Origin of the sequence: Marinomonas rhodophyticola (assembly GCF_026113935.1) — a bacterium.
GTDB classification, from domain to species: Bacteria; Pseudomonadota; Gammaproteobacteria; order Pseudomonadales; family Marinomonadaceae; genus Marinomonas; species Marinomonas rhodophyticola.
In genome coordinates, this window is sequence record NZ_JAPEUL010000007.1 from 364,514 (window position 1) to 387,553 (window position 23,040).

Here is a 23,040-nt window from a genome sequence, read left to right on the forward strand (position 1 = left end):
GGAATCATAGGGGATGACGTGTACAAAATAAATTATAAAGCAGTTGTGTTGGCTTTTATTCTGCAAGTGCTTGCCGGCGTGGTTTGGTATGCTTCAACGCCTGTTAAATTCTTAGGTCGACCTGTATGGGAGGATGTATCCACACAGCCTTCTATTGGGATGATCTTGCTGTTTGTGTCTTCATGTTTTACTTGCCTATTTTTTACCGCTTGGGTACTTGCAAGGGTCAAGGGGGTTTCAGGGAGTGGTCGGTTTTTTTTAGTAATAGGTATGTGGTTATTTATCGTGCTGCCGAATCATTTTTTTATAAGTATGCAGCTTCACTTAGATGAATCTGAGGTGTTGTATTTATTGTCTTATGGTGCTGTTAATAGCGTCATAGCGGCAATCATATTGCCACTATGGCGCTCTTCTCGATCAATATTTAAAAACTAGAGATCGATAAACTAATATAGACTGCTTTCCGGCCAAATCAGCCATAAGCTAAATGCGCTGATTATGCCGCTAATGACAACTTGACTGGCCATAATGTGACTGATTTTGTTTGTAAATAACAGAACCAGTGGTGTGACGAATAGGCTGGCACTTAGCATTAGCATAACCTCTAAAGGAATATCGGCAAGGACATGACTTTGCGTAATCAACCCGCCTAATATTAAAAGCGCTGGAACAAAGGCGTTGTTTTGAGCGTGTTTTGTTAAATAACCGACAATAACATAAGCCAACATTGCTGCAGCGAACGCTCCTAGTAATTGCCCAATCAGCAAACTACCTCCAATGGACACCACTGGAGCAGCACATCCAGCCACAATCATTAAGCCGATAGGTAGAAGATGGTTATGTAAACTGCGTGTTTCATTTTGATATGGTTTTTGTGTTTTGTGGGAAATAAGGTAATAACACATGACGATCAGCGAGGAGATTACTGCCCAACTTAAGCTCATCATAAAGCCTGTATGCTTTAGCACAGGATTTAGTAAAAAGAAAAACGATAGTCCAGACAGAAGAAAAAGAGCGCTGTTCGTAATGGCTGGGGTTTTTATTAGACTGAGGCAAAGTAATAATATTATGCCAATGAGTATGGTTACTGCGTAATAATCAAGCGCTTGATTCGGAGGAAAACTCAGGCCTGAATGAATCAGGCTGAGTCCTACTACGAATCCACCGAGATAACCAAGGTAAGATGATGCACGTAACAATTTACCAGCGACAAGACTGATTATGAGTGCGGCGATAAAAGGGTAAACCGCCGTATGTAATAACATCAGGAGGTTTGTATTGCTGGCTTCTTGGTACATGTTTGTCTGCTTCCTTAGCTAATTACTGGCGGATGCCTTCTACATAAACATCGATTTCTGTTTTATCAGAAACACCAGGAATAAAGTAAGTGATGCCAAAATCGCTGCGGTTGATTTCAGCACTCGCTTCAAAACCTGCACGATAACCACCCCATGGATCGCTGCCTTCACCAATCTTATCTACATCAAAGCTAACGGTTTTGGTTACGCCATGAAGGGTTAGTTCGCCAGTTAACGTTTCGCCATCAAAGGATGTACTTTTGAATGTGAGTGTTGGGAATTGTTTGACGTTAAGGAAGTCTGGGCTGCGAAGATGTTTGTCGCGAGCTTCATGGTTGGTGTCAATGCTATCTGTGTTGATAGTAAAGTTAGCGCTGCCAGATTTACCATCGTCAGAATAAGAGAAATCGCCCTCAAAGCTGTTAAAGCGTCCTACAGTAGTGCTTACACCCAAGTGGCCAACTTCGAAAGTAACGGCAGAGTGAGCTGGGTCGATTTTATAATCGGCTGCCATCGTCATGCTTGATGCAAGAGCAAGTGCACTGATAGTGAGTAATTTCATTCTGATTTTCCTTGTGTCTAGTTTGAAAGATGGTATTAGTCTAAAGTGTTTTTATTAATAAATAATCCAACCAAAAAACAATTCAATATTAACTAAAAAGAAATGATAATGATGGAACTTTCAGTTTAATTGGTGAATGAATGGATAAATTGCAAGCAATGAAGGTTTTTTGTCGAGTCTGTGAGGCAGAGAGCTTTAAGTTGGCCAGTGATTCGTTGGGTATTTCTCGCCCGATGGTGACACGTTATATTAATTTCATTGAGGAAGAGTTAGGCACTAAGCTGCTACAGCGAAATACACGCAATATAAGTATTACTCATGCTGGTCATAAGTACTATCAGCATTGCATCACCATACTAGATGCTATTGAAGAAGCGGAAAACGAAATAGGTGAGTTGACACAAAAGCCAAAAGGTCTATTAAAGCTAAGTGTGCCAATGGACTTTGGTTTATCTCATGTCGTGCCTTTATTGGATCGATTTAGCCGTTTGTATCCTCAAATTGAGTTGGATATTGACTTTACCGATAAGCGTGTCGATATGACGGAGTCTGGTGTCGATATCGCTATTCGAGGAGGGGATCTTGGTGGCGATCAATTTGTTGCCCGGCCGTTGTGTCTTTTAACGGGGTATGTTTGCGCCTCACCCAGTTACATCTTGGAAAAAGGCGAGCTGAAAGATTTAGAGGATTTAAAGCACCATTCATGCCTTCTTTATAATAATGCGCAGATGCCTGATCGTTGGTCGTTGACAGATGGTGAGGGTGTGTCTCGAACGGTAAGTGTTTCTGGTGCGTTAAGGGCAAATAATGGCAGTGCATTGACACGCTTTGCGTTGGCAGGATTAGGCGTTATTTATCAGCCCGATTTTTTAGTGGCAAAATATATTGAGTCAGGTGAGTTGGTTAATTTGTTGCCAGATTACAAAGGCTATGAGTTTAACTTTTACGCTATTTATCCGCAAAGAAAGTTAATGTCTAGAAAAACACGACTATTGTTGGCTTTTTTACAACAAGAGTTAACCAACACAAAATTCTAGTTGTGTTGGTTAACTCGACTGTTAATAAGCGCTTAGCTTAGATCACCAAATTCATTTTCTATGTTTAGATCGACCGGTATGTCGTATCCTGGTAAACGAATTTCTTTGTCTGTAATTTCTAACTCTTCACCGCCTAGTACGTTGAAGCCAAACTTATAGATAGGTAAGGTTTCCCCTCGAATTGTCGCTTGGTTGTACTCTTCTGCCGCATTAACAACATCTGCTTTTTTAGTTTGGTAAGCATCAAGTTGTTCTGCAGTGTAGCGTTTACTTAGCATCTTCATTGCTTGATTGGGTGATAACAAAACAGCTGTTGCGTTGTTACCTCCGAATCCTTTTGAGTTTAATAAAGCGGCATCAAAATAGTCTTTTCCGTAAGCTTCGTGTTTTAGCTGAAACTTTAAGCCATCCTGATATACATCATCAGCAATTTCATGTGACGTTGTAATACCTGGCAAAATGCCATCTTTCCATACACCTAATGAGAGGTGAAGTTGATCACCACCAGCTGTTCCTTGGGAGTGACCGAGAAAAGCTTTCATGGCAACAACGGGTATGCCTGTTGCGCCAAAGCTGGTTGCCGCTTTACTAAGTACATGAGATTCTGTGATGCGGTTTTGTGGTGTACTTGTGCCGTGCGCTTGAATAAAGGTGCGTTGCGTTAAACCATCATTACCAATGATATTTTGCAAGTATGCCATGGCTTTGCTCATGGTTAAATAATTGCCAATACCTAGAGTGCTGAGATGGACTTTTTATGTCCGTCAGCATAAGAAAAAACAGCTGGGATAGCGCCAAATATTTGTGCTCCAAGTTCAATGGCGAGTTCATCGTCCATTAACAGGGTCCATTGGCTGGATTCTCCGATCGTAAAACCACAGTTTTGAGCAAATGGTCGACAACTACGAGTGTGGTCCGGTTCTTCTTGGTTGGTAATTTGATCCAGAGCCAAGAGTGCGGTGTCTTCCGCCAGCGCTCCCATGGTTCTAAAGCCTTCGATAATCTCAGGGGTGATAGGTGCATCACTGCCACCAACCATAGCAACGCGGAACTTGCCCGATTTAATACCATCAATGGCTTTTTCTAAGTTGAAGAAATAGGTGGCACAAGCACCAATAGCTGTCCCTACATTACCTACACTACCTAGTATGTAGGCGTTAACAAAGTCAGCTGGCATTTGAGCGTAACCAAGAGGTAAATGTTTGGAAGTGGTACGTTTGCCCATTAAGGCTGATTTTAACATGCCGCCAAATCCAAGGTCGTCCATTTGACCAATGGAGTTCGCCGCATAGACGGCCATCTGATCGGGAGCCACTTTACTGCGGATGATTTCCCAGTCAATCCCACTGCTTTTGATGGCGTCAGAAGCGCCATATACCGTCATTTGTAAACCGCGTGGATGGTTTCGGCTTTGGTATAATCTGGATGGATCAAAGCCTGTTGGCAGCTGACCTGCTGCTTTTACGGACAATGGTCTGGTGTCCTTTATAAAGGTTTCCAAATTACCATCGACGACGACTTCACTCAAACTGTCAGATATTTCAGTCACCTGCCAATTGGTCGGTCGATCACTAGGAAGAGATCTTGTTTTAATGGTAAAACTTAGTTTCTCTTCTGATTGATTGGCTTGTAATACCGTCGATTTGTGTAACACCACATGATCTACGTCGAATAGGCTTGGGTGAATGCGACGAATCAGAGTACGTGCTAGTAGTGACTCACCAATACTATCAATCAGTGCAGCAGCGTCTAACGCTTCACCACTTTTTGTGTGCCAAAGTCCATTTTTATGCTCCGCCATCTCCGTGATGGTCGCAAGATCTAATAACACATCCTGCTGGATTGAATTTGGCAGAAGATCAAAGACAATTCGACGATATGCTTGATGAGATGAGGTACGACCAGCCGAATTGATTCCGCCAAAGCCAACAATAACAGGTAAACGGGCCAATTGAATTTCCTCGTTTGATGAGTGGGTGAAATATTACGATATTGTAATGAAGGGGGGATGCTTAGCCACCCCGCGTATGATAATTTCGTAACAATAAATTGCATTTTATTACATATAGGCCTGTTTAGGCTGAGAGCTTTGTAGGATTTATTGTGGCTCTGCTGTCTGTTGGGAGCGATTGAAACGCCACAACTTGTTATAATTAATTAAACCTTCTATTTCTTCAACATACGCTTGGCCACGTTCTGAATAACGTTGTAAACCATGCACTAGAGCTAAGCCTGTAATTTCTTCGTTGTTGTCACGCAATTCGGCGCGCGCTGCGCGCAACTCTTTATAGGCTGCGTTTGTATTTAGGTTGTCTATGTATGCAAAGACAGACTCACGGGCGTCGTTAAACTTGCGAACTTCATGATCCGCATCGCTGTCCCTTGATTCTGGCACTAGGCCACACCCCTTGCGAAAACACCATTGTCCAAAATAGTTATTTCCTTCTGTTGCAAAGCGGGAAGTACCCCAAGCGGATTCATTTGCGGCCTGGGCTAATACTAAGGAAACAGGAATAATATCGAGTCGATTCAGCAGAACTTTGAGATCTTCTTTTGAATAACTATCAAGCTTTTTGAGTTTAAGATCTTGTCGAAGAGAGGAGATCCACTTTCTGTTTTTATTTGACAACTTCTTGCTGCTGTTGAGCAAATCGGTTAAACGTTCACGGTCCTTTAAAATAAGGTTGTTTTTTTCATTTACAAACGGAGATAAGTAGTCAAAAAATGCGCTCTTACGTTCACTGATGTCTGTGATGGTTGCAAAGTCTGGGCGGCTGGTTTCTATGGGGTGTGATTTAAAGTAGCTTTTTTCGTTAGAGGTTGCTTCTTCCGCGTCTTGATGTGGCTCGCTTGATTCTGGTTTTTCTTCTTTATAGTAGCGTTCTGTATCACTTTTAAAAGGACCTGCTTTTATCCACAGAATAAATATCAGTGCAAAGGAGATAGTCCACAGTATTCTTTTTTCCATAAGCCACAACTCTCAAGTATTTATATTTTCTAGCAAGCGCTACTTATGTCTGTAATGGCTGGCTAAAGCGAATAAAAAGTGAGCGTATTATCCTTAAAAAGCACTCACTTTAATAGACTTTAACTTAGGCTTCTTGAATTTGCCTTAATTCCCTTTTTAGTCCTCTAACTCTCAATTAAAGAGTGTAGCAGGTCCGGCAGGAACAAGCTGGGTAGGATTGATGGTTGTATGGCTGAAGTAATAATGGCGTTTGATATGCTGTAAATTGACCGTGCTCGCAATATTGGGCACCTCGTAAAGACGTTTCAAATACGCATTAAGATGTGGGTAGTCTAAAATGCGCTTTATATTGCATTTAAAGTGGCCAAAATAGACCGCATCAAAACGAATGAGTGTGGTAAAGAGTCGCCAATCCGCTTCAGTTTGTTCATCCCCAAGCAAATAAAGGCGATCTGAAAGACGTATTTCCAAAAAGTCCAGCGTGTCAAACAGAGGTGTTAATGCCTCCTCGTAAGCGTCTTGAGTTGTAGCAAAGCCGCATTTATACACCCCATTGTTCACTGTGTTGTAAATACGTTCGTTGATCTCATCTATCTCTGCTGCTTTTTCAGTGGGATAAAAATCGAGAGTATTCCCAGTGATATCATTAAATGCATGGTTAAAGATACGGATAATGTCTGCCGATTCGTTAGACACTATGGTTTGGCGCTCTTTGTCCCATAAAATTGGAACAGTTACTCTACCGCTGTAATTAGGATCTGCTTTGGTATAGAGCTGATGAGCAAAATCAAAGTGATACAGTGGATCGCCCATTGTTACATTTGGGTCGTCAAAATGATGATCGTGCTTAAACTCCCAGCCATTTTCGAGCATGTCTGGGTGCACGCAGCTGATACTAATAATCTCTTCTAGTTGCTTAAGTTTGATGAATGCTAAAGTACGGTGCGCCCAAGGACAAGCGAGGGAAATGTACAGGTGGTAGCGTCCCTTTTGAACAGGAAAATGACAAGTATCATTTGAGTTGTACGCATTTTCTGGGTGAATCCAATTTCTGAAAGCCGATTCGCTGCGAACAAATTTACCTTGGTTTGCTTTTGTGTCGTACCACTGATCAACCCATTTTCCGTCGACAAGTAATCCCATTGTTTTTTCCTTTAATTTAGAATTCACATTATTATTGATGAAAACGAATCGTTTTCGGGGCAATATATTGGTCGTATTTAATCGAATGATTCGATGGGTTTGATTTCTCTATGTCCGAACGTTTAAGTTCATTGTTAGTGCCTTGCTTCATTCTTCTAGTAAGTATTTATGCTAGTTTGTATGTCGGGTTGCTGCCACCTTTGTGGTTTAGTTTGCTGCCTTTATTGCCGTTTATCTTATCCGGTGTTGCGATTCTTCTTGCTTGGCATTTTAACAAAGGCCGAGTGTTGATCCTTATCCTGTTACTGCTGATTCCTAAGTTATACGGGGATTTTGATCAACAGGCCTCATTGACAGCGTATTTGGTGGTGTCGTGTTTTTGCATTGCCTTGCTAAGTTTTGTGCCAGAAAGGGGCTTTTTTAATCGTTTTGCGATAAATCGCATTCTGTTTGTGTTTATGTTGGTTTGCTGGTGCTATGCGATAGAACGTAGTTGGGTATCTTTTGCTTTTTTAGATAGTTCTTTTTTTGGCACCAATGTGAGTTGGTCGACAATTTTGCTCTGGTGTGTATTGGTCGTTAGTTTGTCAGCGATAGGTCTGGCTTGGTGGTTGAGTGGTGAGGTATTTCGGGCCAGTGGGTTAGTAAGTATCGTCAGTCTGCTGATTATTAGCCACTTTGTTTCATCAAGTGTTCAGTTTGATGCTTTATTGTCTGCGCAGTTTCTGTTGTGGATTTGGTTTTTGCTGATGGAAAGCCACCGAATGGCGTATTTAGACGATATGACTAAGTTACCAGGTCGGCGTGCATTAAATGAGCAACTTGTTGGTTTGCCTAAGCAATACGCCATTGCGATGGTTGATGTGGATCATTTTAAGTCATTTAATGACACTTATGGCCATGATATGGGTGATAAAGTGCTGAAAAGTGTGGCGTCTGTATTAAAGCAACATGCTAGCCCTGGTCGCGCATTTCGTTATGGTGGGGAAGAGTTTACGATTGTATTCCGAGGTCGACATCTTGGGAATGTTGAACATGTTTTAGAATTGGTGCGTAAGAATATTGAATCTACTCTTGTTAAAGTGTTTGACCCTAAAAAGAAAAAAGATGTGGAGGTTAATGTAACCGCCAGTCTTGGAGTTGCTTTTGCGGGCCAAGGTGAGTCGCCGGATTCGGTGCTAAAACGAGCCGATGACGCCTTGTATCAATCAAAAAAGAAAGGAAGAAACCGTGTTTCCAAGTCCTCTTTGCCGAGGAAAATACCGTAACCTAAAATAATTGATCAATCGGTCAATTATTTTCATTCCACCTATTGCGCCCTAATGTCACTTGTTTAATAATGAATCTACTTATTCATAAGTGACTGTATGTGGCTTTAATCTTCATACTGTCACTTAAGGTTGCTTTCATGAGTAATCTTAAAGAACATTGAGATGCGCATTTTTATTGTGCCTCGATTACAGTGCCAACGTGGTGTAGCAGTTAGCCCAGTGACGAATGCCTATAGTCATGACGGTCTCTGCTACGAGGGGAAATGGGGAGCTTCGGCTCCCTTTTTTTATGCTGATTTTTCTTATCGCTTCGTGTCAATTCTAAAGGATGTTATTCTTTCGCTGGTATCGCTCAGGATGATAAGTCGATATCTATTACTTTTCCCCTTTAGTAAAAAATACATTGTGAGGCCACACGTTGAGTGAAGAAAAACGACCAAAAGATCAGTTAAAAGCGCATATTCGCGCTCAAAACCAAGCACTTATTTTGGAAACGTCTGAGCGTGTTTTTGCGCGACAGGGGCTTGCGAAAACAACGACGCAAATGATCGCTGATGAAGCGGGACTCCCTAAAGCTAATGTTCATTATTACTATCGTTCTAAAAAAGATTTATTAGAAGCTGTGTTGGAGCGCATTTTGCGCTTATGGTTGGATTCTGTCAGTGAATTTAATCTTGAAGAAGGTCCCAAACGCAATTTAACGCGTTATATTAGCGAAAAAATAGATCAATCTCGTATCAACAAAAACGCCTCGAAAATTTTTGCTATGGCGCTGATTGGTGAAGAGCATTTTGTTTTAGATTATTTACGAAATTTATTTGTTACTGAGTTGAAGCGAGAGAAAGCTACCATTCAAGCATGGGTGGATAAGGGGTTAATGGCGCCAGTATCGACGGAGCATCTTTTTATCAGTATTTGGGCGATGACGCAGACTTATGCCGATTTTGATGCGCAAGTGAAAATAATGCTGCAGAAAGACGAGCTAGAAGAAAGCGACTTTGATGAAGCGAAACAGTTTATTACTCGGATGGTATTGGCTGGTTGTGGTGTGGTTGAGCATTAATTGAGGGCAGGTTATGACATTAGAAAGTGGGATTACGTTCTTTTTGGCCATCTTTATTTTTAGCATTACCCCAGGCCCTGGTGTGTTTGCTATTTTGGCTAGAAGCATGTCTAAAGGGGCGCGTGCCAGTATTTCCTTGAGCGCTGGAATGGTGTTGAGTGATATTGTCTATTTGGTGATGGCTTGCTTTGGTTTGGCAGCCATAGCGTCTGCTTGGGAAGATCTTTTTTTAGTGATTCGTTATGCCGGTGCGGCGTACCTGATGTATTTAGGTTGGAAAATGTGGGTATCGCCAGTGGCAACAGCCTCTTCAGAAAATGATGTGCATGCAGAAACAAATCAAGTCGCAAGTTTTATTCAGGGCTTTATGATTTCGGCATCTAATCCCAAAGTGATTTTATTTTATGTGGCTTTTTTACCGACCTTTATGGACCTGACTGTATTGAGCGGCTTTGATATTGTATTGGCTTCGGTGCTGGCTTCGGCTGGACTTATGCTGGGGTTGACCATTATTTCTGTGAGCGCTTCACAGGCGCGGCGCTTTATGAAATCGGAGCGCTCAATGAAGGTATTAAACAGAACGGCGGGGGGGATCATGGCCAGTGCTGGTGCGTTTCTTGCGCTAAAAAACTAGCCCTTTTTCTATAGTCAAACAACGGCTGTTGTTCAAAGCAATAGCCGTCGTTTAAAACAGTATAGGCCGCCTATTTTAGGTCAATAAGGCGGCCTATTGTTTTATACGGGTTGCTAACGGTTAGCGAGTGCCGTAAATACGGTCGCCAGCATCGCCAACACCTGGACGAATATAAGCATGTTCGTCAAGGCCACGATCGATCGAGCCTATGTACATAGCAACATCAGGGTGTGCCGCTTTAAATGCTTGAATGCCTTCTGGTGCCGCAAACAAACAGATAAAACGAATGTCAGTGGCACCCATTTCCTTCATTTTTTCGATCGCCATGATTGCAGAGTTGCCGGTTGCGAGCATAGGGTCGACCACAATAATGGTACGTTCGTTAACGGAATGTGGCATTTTTAGATAGTATTCAACCGGTTGTTTTGTTTCTGGGTCACGATATAAGCCAACGTGCCCAACTCGAGCGGAAGGCGACAGTTTCAATACTCCCTCTGCTAATCCGTTTCCTGCTCTCATTATCGTCACGATACACAGCTTTTTGCCTTTTAAAACTGGGCACATGGCTTTTTCAAGAGGGGTTTCTATTTCGACATCAGTCGTTTCTAAATCGCGTGTTGCTTCGTAGCCTATGAGTGTGCCGAGTTCTTCTACCAGCATTCGGAATTCACGTGTGCTGGTGTTTTTGTCGCGAAGACTAGTGAGTTTGTGCTTCACAAAAGGATGTTTGATCACAAATATATCGTTGTAAGCCTTAAGGAGTTCATCGCGGGTCATTAGCCTTTCCTTTTTTGATCACTTTGGAAGTGTGAGATTGATCGAGTTGTGTATAAGTCATGGGGGCTATAATAACACTAAGTTGGTATTGACCAAATAACTAATCCTGTCTACACGGTTAGTTATTCATGAAGTAAGTAAGGATTGGGAAAAGTAAGGGATGGTGTTGTTTTCAGAAATATTGTCATTACATATGAGATAACCCAGTAAGAAGTAGCGAATGTCTATTTTTGAAGTTTGAACCTTTAGATTCATTGAGAAATATATTATGAACGATGACGAACAATATTCAGATGCGCAAGAAGGAAATGAGGTTATATCAGAAGAGGAGAGTGTGGTGATCAGTGATCCACGAGGTCTTGCACTTCCTGATGATGTGTTGCCTGAGACGCTTTTTATTTTACCTATTTCAAGTCGTCCTTTTTTTCCGGCGCAGGTTCAGCCTGTTATGGTTGACGCAGAGCAGTGGGAAAACACACTAGAGCGTATTGCGGAGCATCCTCAGGCTGCTGTGGGTTTGGTCTATGCGGACAAAAAAGCCAAAAAAGCGCCTTCTGTTGACGAGTTTCGTGCAATTGGTTGCGTCGCTAGAGTGCACCGAGCAGAAAAGCAAAATGATAAGTTAACGTTTTTGGCACAAGGCGTGAAGCGTTTTGAGGTGATTGAATGGCTGAGTGAAGAAGCGCCTTATCTTGCACGTGTGCGTTATATCAATGATGTGAAGTCAAACGATGACGAGTCGAAGGCTTATTCTATTGCCATACTGGATGCGATAAAGCAGCTGATTCGTTTGAATCCATTATTTAGTGAAGATCTACGACAATATTTGGGGCGATTCTCGTTTAATGAATCGGGATTGCTAGCGGATTTTGCCGCATCGATTACCTCTGCAGAAGCGGAAGATTTGTATGACGTATTAGCGACCATTTCCATTCCTGCTCGTATGCATTTGTCCCTTACATTGCTAAGGAAAGAGTTAGAAATTGCTCGCCTTCAGAACGAAATAAGCGCTGAAGTGAACGATAAGATTAGTAAACATCAGCGAGACTTTTTTCTAAAAGAGCAGCTGAAAGTCATTCAGAAAGAGTTAGGCATTTCGAAAGATGATCGCACCTCAGATGTGGAAACATTTCAGGCTCGGTTGGAAGGAAAAACCTTATCGAAAGCCGTGAATGATAAGATTCAAGAAGAACTACATAAGCTCAGCATTCTTGAGACCGGTTCGCCTGAATACGGTGTAACGCGCAATTATTTAGATTGGGCGACGTCATTACCTTGGGGAGTGCATTCAAAAGATAACCTAGATATTGCCTTAGCCCGTGATGTACTAGAGTCTCATCATGCGGGTCTGGGAGATATAAAGGATCGCATTGTAGAGTTCTTAGCTCTTGGTGCGCATCGCGGTGAAATGGGCGGCTCTATTTTGTTGTTAGTGGATCCTCCAGGGGTTGGTAAAACGTCAATTGGTAAATCGATCGCTGAGTCGTTGAATCGTAAGTTTTATCGTTTTAGTCTTGGTGGCATGAGAGACGAAGCGGAGATAAAAGGCCATCGACGCACCTATATTGGCGCATTGCCAGGCAAGTTTGTACAAGCCTTGAAGGATGTGGAGGTTGAAAACCCTGTCATCATGTTGGATGAGATCGACAAGATTGGCTCTTCTTTTCAAGGCGATCCGGCTTCATCTTTATTAGAAGCGTTGGACCCTGAGCAAAATAGTGAGTTCTTAGATCATTATTTAGATATGCGTATCGATTTGTCGAAAGCCTTGTTTATATGTACCGCTAACCAGCTTGACACCATTCCACCTCCTTTATTGGATCGAATGGATGTTATTCGCCTGTCTGGTTATATAGGCGATGAAAAACTGGCGATTGCCAAGCAGCATTTATGGCCAAAATTGCTAAAGAAAAACAAGCTGCTTAAAAAACAGTTAAACATTACCGATGCGGCCTTGCGTCATATTATCGAGCATTATGCCCGTGAAGCAGGGGTTCGAGGCTTAGATAAATTGCTGCAAAAGGTATTGCGTAAATGCGTGGTCGAGCTGATGACGGGCGAAAAAGAGCGCATTAATATCGGCGTGAAAGATGTCGAAACGCTGTTGGGAATGCCATATTTTAGACCTGAGAAAACCTTGCAAGGGGTAGGTGTGGTGACAGGTTTAGCCTGGACTTCCATGGGGGGAGCGACCTTACCGATTGAAGCCAACAAGGTACATGAATTAACGCGAGGCTTGAAACTCACAGGCAAGCTGGGTGATGTGATGAAGGAATCAGCCGAAATTGCTTATTCGTACGTATTTTCTCATACGAAGAGTTATCAAAAAGCCCCTGAGTTTTTTGATAAGAGCCTTGTGCATTTGCATGTGCCTGAAGGGGCAACGCCAAAAGACGGCCCAAGTGCGGGTATTTCGATGGCGACAGCTTTGCTATCTTTGGCCAAAGGCGAACCCGTGCGTCGAGGATTGGCGATGACGGGCGAGTTGACGTTAACAGGTCAAGTGCTCGCTGTTGGCGGTATCCGTGAAAAAATCATTGCCGCTAAGCGCAGCAAAATTAGTGAAGTGATTTTGCCTGAGCCTCAATCGTCGTGATTTTGAGGAGCTACCTGAATCCGTTAAAGATGGCATGACGGTGCATTTTGCTGAGCGTTTTGCTGATGTTGAAAAGATCGTTTTTAATCGCTCAAATAATCATCTTCATTAAGTTATTCACAAAGTAAGCATTTTCTCAAAACCTCATACATGAGAAAATATGGAACCGGACGAGCGGGTGCTTGTCCGGTTTTTTATTATTTGTCGTATCGTTTGGCGTTGCTTTGGTGATGCTGCATAGTAGATACGCCATTTTTAGGGGAAACGAATGCCTGGTTCGGCAAAGCTTACGCAAGGTTCAACATTTAAGCATGTAGTTAGCATGTCTGTTACTGGTGCGTTAGGCTTGATGTGTATGTTTTTGGTAGACCTTGTCGATATGCTGTTCCTTTCTATGTTGGGGGAGAAAGAAGCGGTAGCGGCGGTGGGTTTTGCCAGTACTATCATGTTTTTTACCATTTCCTTGAGTATTGCTGTGTCGATTTCGGCGACTGCATTAGTATCTAAAGCCATTGGTGAAGGAAATATCGAATTAGCTAAGCGTCGAGCCGTTAATGTATTGGCGTTTGGTATTCTATTTTCGTCAGGTGTTGTCTGGTTTTTATGGCCAAATATTCCTCATATTTTGTTGTACATTGGTGCAACGGGCCGAACTCTTGATTTAGCGACAGACTATTTGCAAATTCTAGTGATCGGTATGCCTGCTGTTATGATTGGCATGATAGGTTCTGGAATCATGCGTGCCTTAGGGGATGCACGTCGTGCGATGTACGCTACTCTTGTGGGTGGATTGGTTAATGCCGTGTTAGACCCTATCTTTATTTTTGCTTTTGGACTAGGGGTGCAAGGTGCCGCTATTGCCTCGTTGATTGCGCGCTTTTCTATGGTGGCGGTGTCTTATTATGGCGTGGTATATATCCATAAAATGTTGGGTGAGTTCGATCTAATAGATTTTTTCAAGGACGTTAAGTCCATTTCTGTGATTGCCGTTCCTGCGATGTTAACCAATATGTCGTCTCCGTTAGCAAACGCGATTGTCATGGAGCATACTTCGTCATTTGGCGATGATGCGGTAGCTGCTGTGGCAGTGATAGGGCGTATTATTCCCGTTGTTTTTGGTGGGGTGTTTGCTTTATCCGGGGCGGTAGGGCCGATATTAGGACAAAATTACGGTGCTGGCCGTTTTGATCGAATGCACAGTACGATTAGTAGCGCTGTTGTTTATGCTTTTGGTTATTGTTTGTTGCTGTGTGTTGTGTTGTATCAGATGCAGGATTGGCTGGTAGCTACTTTCAATGCCACACAAGGCAGTGCTGATATTATTCGTTTTTTTGCGACTTTTGTTTCTTTTAGTTTTTTCTTTCAAAGTTTGTTATTTATTGCGATTGCTGTTTTTAATAATCTGGGTAAGCCCTTAAATAGCACGTTGCTGAACTTCGGTCGCGCGACGCTTGGAACTTGGCCGCTCATTACGGTGTTTTCTCTTTTTATGGGAGCAGAAGGGATATTGTTTGGGCAAGCTATTGGTTCGGTGATTTTTGGCTGTTTGGGTTTCTATATGGCAAGAAATTACATCACTGAGCTGGAAGAGAAGGAAGCTAAAGAAATCCTACCAAGTAATCATCTTAGCTTCGATGAGATTATTTGACCCGTTATACTTTTATCGCCCAGAGTAAAAATTCTTGGTTGCCATCCCCGCCTTTTATTGGGCTTTCAATATAGCATTTTACTTCAAAACCGAGCGATTTAATAAAGGCTTTCATGTCGTGTTCAAGCTGATCGACACGGGGTTTGTTTTTGACGATTCCACCTTTGCCAATAAATTCTTTTCCTACCTCAAATTGTGGCTTTACTAGAGTAATAATATGGCCATTTTTAGTCAGTAAATCTGGCAGTCTAGGCAAAATCTTAGTTTGTGAGATAAAAGAGACGTCCATGACAACAAGATTAAAACCATGTTGAGGAAAGTGTCCCTGTAAATCTGCTACTGATAAGTCACGTGCGTTGATGCCTTCTAAGCAGACAATCTGTTGATGGTTGCGTAGTCTAGGGTCTAATTGGTCGTGACCCACTTCAACTCCGACCACTTTTGCCGCGCCGTGTTGAATAGCACAGTCACTAAAGCCTCCGGTAGATTGGCCGATATCTAGGACATGAAAGCCTTCGATGTTTAATTGAGTGTGCAGTAAAGCGCCTTCAAGCTTTAATGCCCCGCGAGAAACATACTTATCGGCTTCATCCTCAGTAAGGCTAAGTTCGATATCCGAGGAGAGTTTTAAGCTAGGTTTGGTGACTTTTATCCACTGTGTGTTTTGTTTGTATGATACTCGTCCTTCACTGATAAAGGTTTGTGCCTGTGAGCGCGATTTGGCTAGGCCTTGCTCCGTGAGAATTAGGTCGATACGTAACATAGAAACACTCAATAGTAAGATAACGGTCGTAAATATTAGCAAAAATTACAGAATCAAAGTAGATTTAAACCAATAGAAAAGGTCTGTTTTATGACCGTGGATGACTGTCTGAGGAAAAGCCTGTGTTATTAAAAACGTTAATAAATACAAATGAACTGGCCATACTGCTTGGGCTGCCGGATGTGGTTGTTTTAGATTGTCGGTTTTATTTGACCGATCACACGAAAGGTAGGTCTGAGTATAATAAAGGGCACATTCCTGGTGCTATTTTTGTGGATGTTCATCATGAATTGGCTTCGCCAGAAACCACGTTGACTGGCCGACACCCTTTGCCAGAGGAAATGGTTTTTTCTAAGCAGTTGCAAGATTGGGGCATTGATATGAACTCTCAAGTCATCGTTTATGATGATATGGGAGGCGCCATTGCCGCTCGTGCTTGGTGGATGCTCAGTCAGCAAAATGTGGATGTTAGAGTCTTGAATGGTGGCTTTCCTGCATGGTGTAAACAAGGTAAAGACGTCTCTGTGACACCCAGTATTGCTACACCAACATCCAATCAAATAAAGGTGTCATTTCCTTGGGCTATTAGTGAGCAAGCCATTGTGGAAAATTTTGAAACCAATCAATTTCAGTTAGTGGACGCGAGGGCAGCAGATCGTTTTAATGGCGAAAATGAAACGATAGACCCTGTTGCTGGCCATATCCCAGGTGCGATAAACCGTCCTTTCTCCGATAATTTAGACCCTGAGGGGTACTTTAAACCCGCTGAGCAGTTGCATGTCGAGTGGCAAGATTGGTTGTCTGATAATGGTGATGCTTATGTGTATTATTGTGGATCTGGGGTAACTGCCTGCCATAATGTTTTGGCTTTGAATCATGCAGGGATAGAAGCAAGACAAGTGTACGTGGGATCATGGAGTCAATGGTCTAAGAGAATGCTGAGAGCGTTAGCGACTTGATTGGAGTTAAACTTAGCCTCTGTTAAATAGAGGCTAAGCTGTTTGCAAGACTATTGCGCTTAGTTTGGTGTTGCGCCAGCCATAAAAATTTGCACTTGTTGGTGTGTTTCACCCCAGATGTGTGACTTAATGGCGTGCAAAAAACGTTCTGCTTCTTTTAATGTGACAATACCGTCCATTAATTTGATGCCAATGCCTTCTTGGGTAAAGAAAAAATACCAAGTGTGCTTGTCTACAATTGCTTCACCTTCTCCGTTATTGTAACAGACTTGCTCAAATGGATAATCGCTGGGAATAAAGCAGGAAAGCTCTTTTCCTGCCGCGCCATAGTTGAGATCCGGGATGTAGCCTTGACGATCGACCAGTTCAAATTTCATGTGGAACTCCTTGTTTTTTTATTGATATTAGCCTTGGTGTTCTCTATTCGCTGACTTTATTGATGTAATTCACAAAAAAAGCATGATTTGGCATTTTTAATTATGGTGCAAGCTGTAAAATAGCGTCTTTTGAATACAAATTCTATCTTTATAGTGAAGGGTAAACGCAATGAAAATAGCAGTGGCAGGAACAGGGTACGTTGGCATTTCTAATGCTCTGTTATTAGCGAAGCACAATCAGGTTGTTGCTTTAGACATTGTTGCCGCTAAAGTGGATATGCTCAACAATAAACAATCCCCGATTGAAGATCGTGATATTGAACGTTATTTAATTGAAGAGACGCTTGATTTTGCTGCGACCCTTGATAAGGAGGAAGCATATCTTGGTGCAGACTATGTGATCATCGCGACCCCCACTGATTATGACCCTGAGACCAATTATTTTAATACACGCCATGTTGAGTCTGTTATTCAAGACGTTATTCGCATTAACCCCAAAGCAATTATGGTGGTGAAATCAACCGTTCCGGTTGGCTTTACGAAATCTGCAAGCGAGCGTTTTGCAACGAGTAACCTGTTGTTTTCGCCTGAGTTTCTGCGAGAAGGTAAAGCCTTACACGATAACTTATACCCTTCTCGCATTATTGTCGGTGAAGTGTCTGATCGAGCCTCAGGTGTTTGCTAATCTTTTGGTTCAGGGCGCAGACAAAGAAAATATTGATGTGTTGCTAACGGGGTCGACAGAAGCGGAAGCGATTAAGCTATTTGCCAACACTTATCTAGCTATGAGAGTGGCATTTTTTAACGAGTTAGACAGTTATGCAGAATCTCACCATTTAGACAGTCGTCAAATAATCGAGGGCGTTGGGTTAGATCCCCGTATAGGAAGCCATTACAACAATCCCTCCTTTGGCTATGGCGGCTATTGTTTGCCAAAAGACACTAAGCAACTGCTTGCTAATTACGATAAAGTGCCTAATAACTTAGTGCGTGCCATTGTTGACGCGAATGCGACTCGAAAAGATTTTGTTGCTGAGTCCATTTTGAAAGGTAATCCTAAAGTGGTTGGTATTTACCGATTGGTCATGAAAGTTGGTTCAGATAATTTCAGAGCATCAGCGATTCAGGGCGTTATGAAGCGTATTAAAGCCAAGGGGGTTGAGGTCGTTGTGTATGAACCCGCCCTTGCCGAAGATCGATTTTTCAATTCAAAAGTGATAAAAAATCTAGAAGAGTTTAAAGCGCTCTCCGATATTATTGTTGCGAACAGAATGACTGATGATGTGCTTGATGTGAAAGAAAAAGTCTATACACGTGATTTATTTGGTGTGGATTCTTGATTAGATTTCTGATTTACATTATCAATTTTCATTTTTAGGTATGATCATGGCGACCAGTAGTAAGCGTTCTGTTTTTAGCTGTTTTATAATCATAAATATATTTTTTTCTGTTCTTATATCTATACGATATTTTTCATTTTTGCCTGAGTTTCCAACGGATGTATTAGGGGCTTCATTTATTTTTACTAGCTTAATAGGGCAGATGGCGCTATTAGGTGGTATATTAGGTTTTTTTCTTTCTTCTTCGTTTTTTTACCTAGAAAGATTTTTTATTTTATAGTGAGTCTTTTGGCTTCTGTTGCATTATTTGTATTGCTAATAGATACCTTTGTTTTTGCTCAATATCGTTTCCATATTAATGAGGTGGTTCTTAAACTCGTCTTTTCTGGCGATGTAGTCGATTTTTCTCTTCTTACTTGGTTCGTCGTTATAGTAAGTTTTCTTGTTATATTTCTTATCGAGTATTTTTTACTGCATTTCCTCACTAAAGATATAGGTAAAAGCGTTAAAAAAAGATATTTCGTTTCTGTATTTATTGTGTGTTTTTTAGCAAGTAACTTCATTCATATATGGGCAGCGGCAAATGCTTATCAGCCAGTCACTATAAGTAAAAGCTATCTGCCTTTATTTCAGCCAGCTACTGCAAATGGGTTTATGCGTAAGCATGGTTGGATTGATGAAGAAGCATTGGCTCAGCAAAAAGAGTTATCTTTAAAAGTCAGCAGTAATCTTAATTATCCAAGAGAAGTGCTCAGTACTATTTCTGTAGATAAGCCAGTGAATATTTTATTCTTGGTAGTCGATTCGTGGCGTTTTGATACCTTTAACGCAGATAATACGCCGAACTTATGGTCATATGCTCAAAATGGCGTTTCTTTTTCGAACCATATGTCTACAGGGAATGCCACTCGAACGGGGATTTTTGGTTTGTTTTATGGTTTGCCTGGTACATATTGGCAGGCAGTATTATCAAATCAAAAGTCGCCTGTTTTAATGGACAGGCTTCAAGAATTGGATTATCAAATGGGAATATTTGCTTCTGCGTCTCTTACAGACCCAGAGTTTAATAGGACTGTTTTTTCTAAAATAAATAATTTGCGGCTCAGATCTGAAGGTGAATCTCCAGCTGAAAGAGATCAGGGGTTGACCGAAGATTGGTTGCGCTGGTATCAAGCGAGAGATAAATCCAAACCGACTTTTTCGTTTCTTTTTTACGACGCTCCGCATGGCTACGATTTTCCGAATGATTATGATAAACAATACACGCCAATGCTAAATACGGTGAATTATCTGGCTCTTAATAACGATACAGATCCAACCCTTTTTATGAATCGTTATAAAACCAGTGTGCGTTATGTAGATGAGTTGGCTAAAAAAGTATTGGATGAGCTGAAAGAGAGTGGTGATGCAGAGAATACTCTTGTCGTTATTACTGGTGATCATGCTCAAGAACTCAATGATAATAAATTGAATTATTGGGGGCATAATAGCAATTTTACAGCGGCACAGATTCATGTTCCATTTATCATTGTTGGGCCTGATTTTTCCTCTGCCGACTCTAGTGATGTTCAGGTTTTAACTAGTCACGAAGATCTAGTGCCAACCTTAATGAAAAACTATCTTGGCGTGAATAGTCCTATAGATAGTTATTCAGAAGGATTAGACCTTTTGCATGATAAGACCAGAAGAGAGTGGGTGTTATCATCAAGCTATTCTGGCTATGCAATGATTACTAAAGACAGTATTTTAGAAGTTGGAGCAGGCGGTCAATATAAAGTTTATGATCTATCTAACCGCGTAAAAAAAGAGGCTGAACCAAACTATATTTATTTGAAAGATGCATTAGAAAGTATCAGCCGATTTAAGAAGTAATAGAGCGTTAATAACAGCTAAAGAGAATTCTCTTTAGCTGTTATTTTATGATAAAGAGATGAATAACTTTCTGCCATTCTTTGTGGTGTATAGTTTTCGAGTTGTTTTTTTGCGCCTTCAACTAATTTCGCTTGAAGAATCTTATCGCTAGAAAGTCTAATGATGGCCTCCTTTAATGCCAAACTATCATTTGGAGGAACTAGGATGCCTGTCTCATTATTAATAACAATATCTGGGATACCACCAACATTAGAGGCAATGATAGGCACATTGGCATCCATCACATCTAACAAAGTTGATCCTAGGCCTTCATTGCGAGAGGGGAAAGCGAAGAGGTCGAAGTAAGGTAAATAATCACCAATCTTGGCTTTAAATCCCATCCACGTAATGTTTGTCATTCCTTTGGACAAAGACTCAAGCTCTTCTTTGTCGGCACCATCACCAAAAAAACAATCTGCAGGTTAGGATGGCTTTTTTCTAATAAAGCTGCGGCTTCAATGAGTACCTTTTGTCCTTTGTGTTTATCAACTAAAGCACCTACATGACCCACAATGGTTTTTCCAGGAAAGGCGCTACGAAACAACTCGCCTTCTTTATGATTGGTTTCTAAGTGGGCAAGCGTGCTTGGAATCTGATAAACCTCTCCCCATTGTTTATCGCGAATGTGGTTGGCAATAAGTGTTGATATGCCAACTAGTGCAGATGCATTTTGGTAAGTCTTTTGGTTTAGCCATTTATCTTTTACAGCCGTATCTACTCGCCGAGTAATGATATAAGGCGTACTTTTTAATAGCTTATGCACATAAGCCCAATGAACCGCTTTCGCCTCATGAGCGTGAACAATGTCGACCTTAGGGGTAGTGTAGTGCCCTGAGAGCTGATGATTTGCGGTAACGAAAGATAAATTGTCTATATCAGCCAGTCTATCGCGCAGAGGGGAGTCTTTACGACAAGCCAGTAGTTGTTGGGTATTAAAGTGCTTAGATAACGCTCTAATAAGCAGTTCAGTTTGCCTTTCTCCACCGCGGAAACCCTTGGCGAGATTGACATGGAGTACAGTTAGCGTTTTGCTCAAGGTGTATCGCCTGTTTTATTACCAAATATTTTTGAAGTCGTCTTGTTGAGTGACGCTTGGATCGCGTTGATATTCCAGTAGTTTTGCGTATTTTAAATAGCTATTCACCGCTGCACTTAAGGCAACGGTCATTCCATCAACACCACCCATAAAGCCTCGTTGAAAAATATATTTACGAATAAAGGCATTTAAGCCATGAGTGAAAGGAGATAAAGCATTTGCTCTCTTACCCTTGGCGTACATTATTTTTGCTGCTCTACCGCTGAAATTACGGCCTGGCTTGGCAAATAATTCGCCGATGTTCTTAAAGGAGTAATGGACAATATCCGCATCAATATTTTTGACATTTTTTGTTTGCACACTGGCGTGCTGTTTTACATCTGCGAAGCGGGTTTTGCTTGTATTGTATAAACGTATGCAGCGGTCTGGATACCATCCACAATGTTTGATCCAGCGATCACCTATCATGTTTTGTCTACGAAACGAATACGCCTCAAAAGTGGCTGACTCTAAGTCGAGTTGTTGGATGGCTTCTGTCATCTCAGGGGTAAGGCGTTCATCAGCATCTAAGCTTAATACCCAAACATTTTTAGTATGATTTAGCGCAACATTTTTTTGGATGCCGTCGCCTAGGTAGGGTTGATGCACAATGGTCGCTCCTAACTCTTGAGCGATGGTAACGGTATTATCTGTGCTGCCAGAGTCAACCACGATAATCTCATCGCATACAGTTTGCATGGATTTGATGCACGCTGCGATATTTTTTTCTTCATTTAAGGTGATGATATTACCTGAAATTTTCATACTTAGCTCTTTAGCAGTGTCACCGCATGATCTATTACGGCTTGTGGTTGGATAGTTTTTATACCTTGCCCTTCTTGTGGAAGTATTTTTATCGATTTTGGATGATATAGAAACCACTCTGTATTTGGTTCTCTGAAGAGTCCAATATAGGGTTTTTGCATACATTGCGCTATATGAGAAGGGCCGCAATCATTTGCGATTGTCAAATCGCATTCATCCACTAATTTTGCGATGTCTTTGATGGGGATGTTTATATACAAAGAAAAGCGGTTATCAGAGCGTATGAGTTTTTCCACAAACACAATTTCATCTTTCTCGTCAGGCCCTAGTAATACATTGATATGGCAGCTTTTATTGACTGACTGTGCAATTGATTTGCTCGCTGATACGAAGTTTTCGATCCCCCACTTTTTTATTTCTCCGGCACCACCACCGGGCATAATAAGGATGTTTAGTTCTGCTTTTTTTGTCTCTAATTTGGAGTCCTTTATTAAAGAAAAAATGGTGCGGAAAGATGTTCTAATAGTGCTTGTTCATCTTTAATAAAGATCTTCAGATAGGCGCTTGCCCTGTATTCACTAGTACATAATACATTGTGAGTGTTTGATGTCAGACGTGCGAGAGAGTCATTTTTGACCAGATCAAATAGATTCCCTTTTCCCAGAATCTTATGCAGCATGACGGGGAGGCGATTGCTTGGTCTTAAATTAAGTAAATTATCACAGCTGCAAAGCTTTTTTATTTCTTCTATTTTGCTGTTTGAATGAATGCACTCTTCTATCCATGGTAGTTGTTGATAAACCCATGAAACATTGCTTTTTGATAAAAGCGTCAGAGGCACTTGTTTTCCATG

General features: G+C 41.5%; 21 protein-coding genes and 3 pseudogenes. 11 read left to right on the plus strand and 13 right to left on the minus strand.

The window, feature by feature from the left end:
• The first annotated feature begins 18 nt into the window (after positions 1 to 18).
• Complete coding sequence (locus ONZ52_RS10205; RefSeq protein ID WP_265218496.1) at positions 19 to 435, plus strand: hypothetical protein; 417 nt, start codon at positions 19 to 21, stop codon at positions 433 to 435.
• Between the two features lie 11 nt (positions 436 to 446).
• Here ONZ52_RS10205 and ONZ52_RS10210 read toward each other — a convergent pair whose 3' ends face one another.
• Both ONZ52_RS10210 and ONZ52_RS10215 read right to left on the minus strand, forming a co-directional pair.
• The gene (locus tag ONZ52_RS10210; RefSeq protein ID WP_265218497.1) at positions 447 to 1,298 is read right to left on the minus strand and encodes a hypothetical protein; all 852 of its coding nucleotides are present in this window, start codon (positions 1,296 to 1,298) and stop codon (positions 447 to 449) included.
• Positions 1,299 to 1,320: 22 nt separating this feature from the next.
• Positions 1,321 to 1,860 (minus strand): YceI family protein, encoded by a 540-nt coding sequence (locus ONZ52_RS10215; RefSeq protein WP_265218498.1) that lies wholly within the window; start codon positions 1,858 to 1,860, stop codon positions 1,321 to 1,323.
• Positions 1,861 to 2,000: 140 nt separating this feature from the next.
• Here ONZ52_RS10215 and ONZ52_RS10220 point away from each other — a divergent pair, with 140 nt between their 5' ends.
• Complete coding sequence (locus tag ONZ52_RS10220) at positions 2,001 to 2,897, plus strand: LysR family transcriptional regulator (RefSeq protein WP_265218499.1); 897 nt, start codon at positions 2,001 to 2,003, stop codon at positions 2,895 to 2,897.
• Between the two features lie 32 nt (positions 2,898 to 2,929).
• On the opposite strand, the pseudogene ONZ52_RS10225 reads toward ONZ52_RS10220, so the two are convergent.
• The 3 genes and pseudogenes from ONZ52_RS10225 to ONZ52_RS10235 all read right to left on the minus strand — a co-directional run bounded on the left by ONZ52_RS10225 (position 2,930) and on the right by ONZ52_RS10235 (position 7,008).
• Positions 2,930 to 4,848 (minus strand): annotated as a pseudogene (locus ONZ52_RS10225) (beta-ketoacyl synthase).
• Between the two features lie 147 nt (positions 4,849 to 4,995).
• Entirely contained in the window at positions 4,996 to 5,865 is an 870-nt protein-coding gene (locus ONZ52_RS10230; protein ID WP_265218500.1) for a glucosaminidase domain-containing protein, read from the minus strand.
• A 171-nt stretch (positions 5,866 to 6,036) separates the two neighbouring features.
• Entirely contained in the window at positions 6,037 to 7,008 is a 972-nt protein-coding gene (locus ONZ52_RS10235) for a glutathione S-transferase family protein (RefSeq protein ID WP_265218501.1), read from the minus strand.
• Positions 7,009 to 7,118: 110 nt separating this feature from the next.
• Between ONZ52_RS10235 and ONZ52_RS10240 the strand changes: the two genes are divergently transcribed.
• From ONZ52_RS10240 to ONZ52_RS10250, 3 genes are all read left to right on the plus strand, one after another.
• Positions 7,119 to 8,276 carry a GGDEF domain-containing protein gene (locus tag ONZ52_RS10240; protein WP_265218502.1) on the plus strand — a complete coding sequence of 386 codons (1,158 nt, stop codon included), beginning with the start codon at positions 7,119 to 7,121 and terminating at the stop codon, positions 8,274 to 8,276.
• A gap of 421 nt (positions 8,277 to 8,697) precedes the next feature.
• Entirely contained in the window at positions 8,698 to 9,342 is a 645-nt protein-coding gene (locus ONZ52_RS10245) for a TetR/AcrR family transcriptional regulator (RefSeq protein WP_265218503.1), read from the plus strand.
• A 13-nt stretch (positions 9,343 to 9,355) separates the two neighbouring features.
• Positions 9,356 to 9,976 carry a LysE family translocator gene (locus tag ONZ52_RS10250; protein ID WP_265218504.1) on the plus strand — a complete coding sequence of 207 codons (621 nt, stop codon included), beginning with the start codon at positions 9,356 to 9,358 and terminating at the stop codon, positions 9,974 to 9,976.
• A 120-nt stretch (positions 9,977 to 10,096) separates the two neighbouring features.
• On the opposite strand, the gene upp is transcribed toward ONZ52_RS10250, so the two are convergent.
• A complete protein-coding gene (gene upp / locus ONZ52_RS10255) occupies positions 10,097 to 10,753 on the minus strand; it encodes a uracil phosphoribosyltransferase (protein ID WP_265218505.1) in 657 nt (218 codons plus the stop codon).
• A 268-nt stretch (positions 10,754 to 11,021) separates the two neighbouring features.
• Between upp and lon the strand changes: the two are divergent.
• Both lon and ONZ52_RS10265 read left to right on the plus strand, forming a co-directional pair.
• Positions 11,022 to 13,461, plus strand: a pseudogene (gene lon, locus ONZ52_RS10260) (endopeptidase La).
• Positions 13,462 to 13,617: 156 nt separating this feature from the next.
• Positions 13,618 to 14,997: an MATE family efflux transporter gene (locus ONZ52_RS10265; protein ID WP_265218506.1), complete on the plus strand. Its 1,380-nt coding sequence runs from the start codon at positions 13,618 to 13,620 to the stop codon at positions 14,995 to 14,997.
• A 4-nt stretch (positions 14,998 to 15,001) separates the two neighbouring features.
• Here ONZ52_RS10265 and ONZ52_RS10270 read toward each other — a convergent pair whose 3' ends face one another.
• A complete protein-coding gene (locus ONZ52_RS10270; protein ID WP_265218507.1) occupies positions 15,002 to 15,760 on the minus strand; it encodes a TlyA family RNA methyltransferase in 759 nt (252 codons plus the stop codon).
• Between the two features lie 122 nt (positions 15,761 to 15,882).
• Between ONZ52_RS10270 and ONZ52_RS10275 the strand changes: the two genes are divergently transcribed.
• Complete coding sequence (locus ONZ52_RS10275) at positions 15,883 to 16,719, plus strand: sulfurtransferase (protein ID WP_265218508.1); 837 nt, start codon at positions 15,883 to 15,885, stop codon at positions 16,717 to 16,719.
• Positions 16,720 to 16,778: 59 nt separating this feature from the next.
• Here the strand turns inward: ONZ52_RS10275 and ONZ52_RS10280 are convergent, their stop codons facing one another.
• Positions 16,779 to 17,096, minus strand: a complete 318-nt coding sequence (locus ONZ52_RS10280; protein ID WP_265218509.1) for a hypothetical protein — start codon at positions 17,094 to 17,096, stop codon at positions 16,779 to 16,781.
• Positions 17,097 to 17,265: 169 nt separating this feature from the next.
• Here ONZ52_RS10280 and ONZ52_RS10285 point away from each other — a divergent pair.
• The 3 genes and pseudogenes from ONZ52_RS10285 (at position 17,266) to ONZ52_RS10295 (ending at position 20,308) form a co-directional block, all read left to right on the plus strand.
• Positions 17,266 to 18,436 (plus strand): annotated as a pseudogene (locus tag ONZ52_RS10285) (nucleotide sugar dehydrogenase).
• Positions 18,437 to 18,482: 46 nt separating this feature from the next.
• Entirely contained in the window at positions 18,483 to 18,716 is a 234-nt protein-coding gene (locus tag ONZ52_RS10290; protein WP_265218510.1) for a DUF3413 domain-containing protein, read from the plus strand.
• Positions 18,717 to 18,724: 8 nt separating this feature from the next.
• Entirely contained in the window at positions 18,725 to 20,308 is a 1,584-nt protein-coding gene (locus ONZ52_RS10295; RefSeq protein ID WP_265218511.1) for a DUF3413 domain-containing protein, read from the plus strand.
• A gap of 17 nt (positions 20,309 to 20,325) precedes the next feature.
• On the opposite strand, the gene ONZ52_RS24705 is transcribed toward ONZ52_RS10295, so the two are convergent.
• From ONZ52_RS24705 to ONZ52_RS10315, 5 genes are read right to left on the minus strand one after another with little or no spacing between them, the layout of a single operon-like run.
• On the minus strand, positions 20,326 to 20,718 hold the full coding sequence (locus ONZ52_RS24705; protein ID WP_321160300.1) for a glycosyltransferase: 393 nt from the start codon (positions 20,716 to 20,718) through the stop codon (positions 20,326 to 20,328).
• Positions 20,703 to 21,383 (minus strand): glycosyltransferase family protein, encoded by a 681-nt coding sequence (locus ONZ52_RS24710; RefSeq protein ID WP_321160301.1) that lies wholly within the window; start codon positions 21,381 to 21,383, stop codon positions 20,703 to 20,705. Before ONZ52_RS24710 ends, ONZ52_RS24705 begins: the two co-directional genes overlap by 16 nt.
• Positions 21,384 to 21,401: 18 nt before the next feature.
• The gene (locus tag ONZ52_RS10305; protein ID WP_265218513.1) at positions 21,402 to 22,187 is read right to left on the minus strand and encodes a glycosyltransferase family 2 protein; all 786 of its coding nucleotides are present in this window, start codon (positions 22,185 to 22,187) and stop codon (positions 21,402 to 21,404) included.
• Between the two features lie 2 nt (positions 22,188 to 22,189).
• The gene (locus ONZ52_RS10310) at positions 22,190 to 22,711 is read right to left on the minus strand and encodes a glycosyltransferase family 9 protein (protein WP_321160333.1); all 522 of its coding nucleotides are present in this window, start codon (positions 22,709 to 22,711) and stop codon (positions 22,190 to 22,192) included.
• Entirely contained in the window at positions 22,678 to 23,028 is a 351-nt protein-coding gene (locus tag ONZ52_RS10315; protein WP_265218514.1) for a hypothetical protein, read from the minus strand. The genes ONZ52_RS10310 and ONZ52_RS10315 overlap by 34 nt, the downstream gene beginning before the upstream one ends.
• Positions 23,029 to 23,040: the final 12 nt, after the last annotated feature.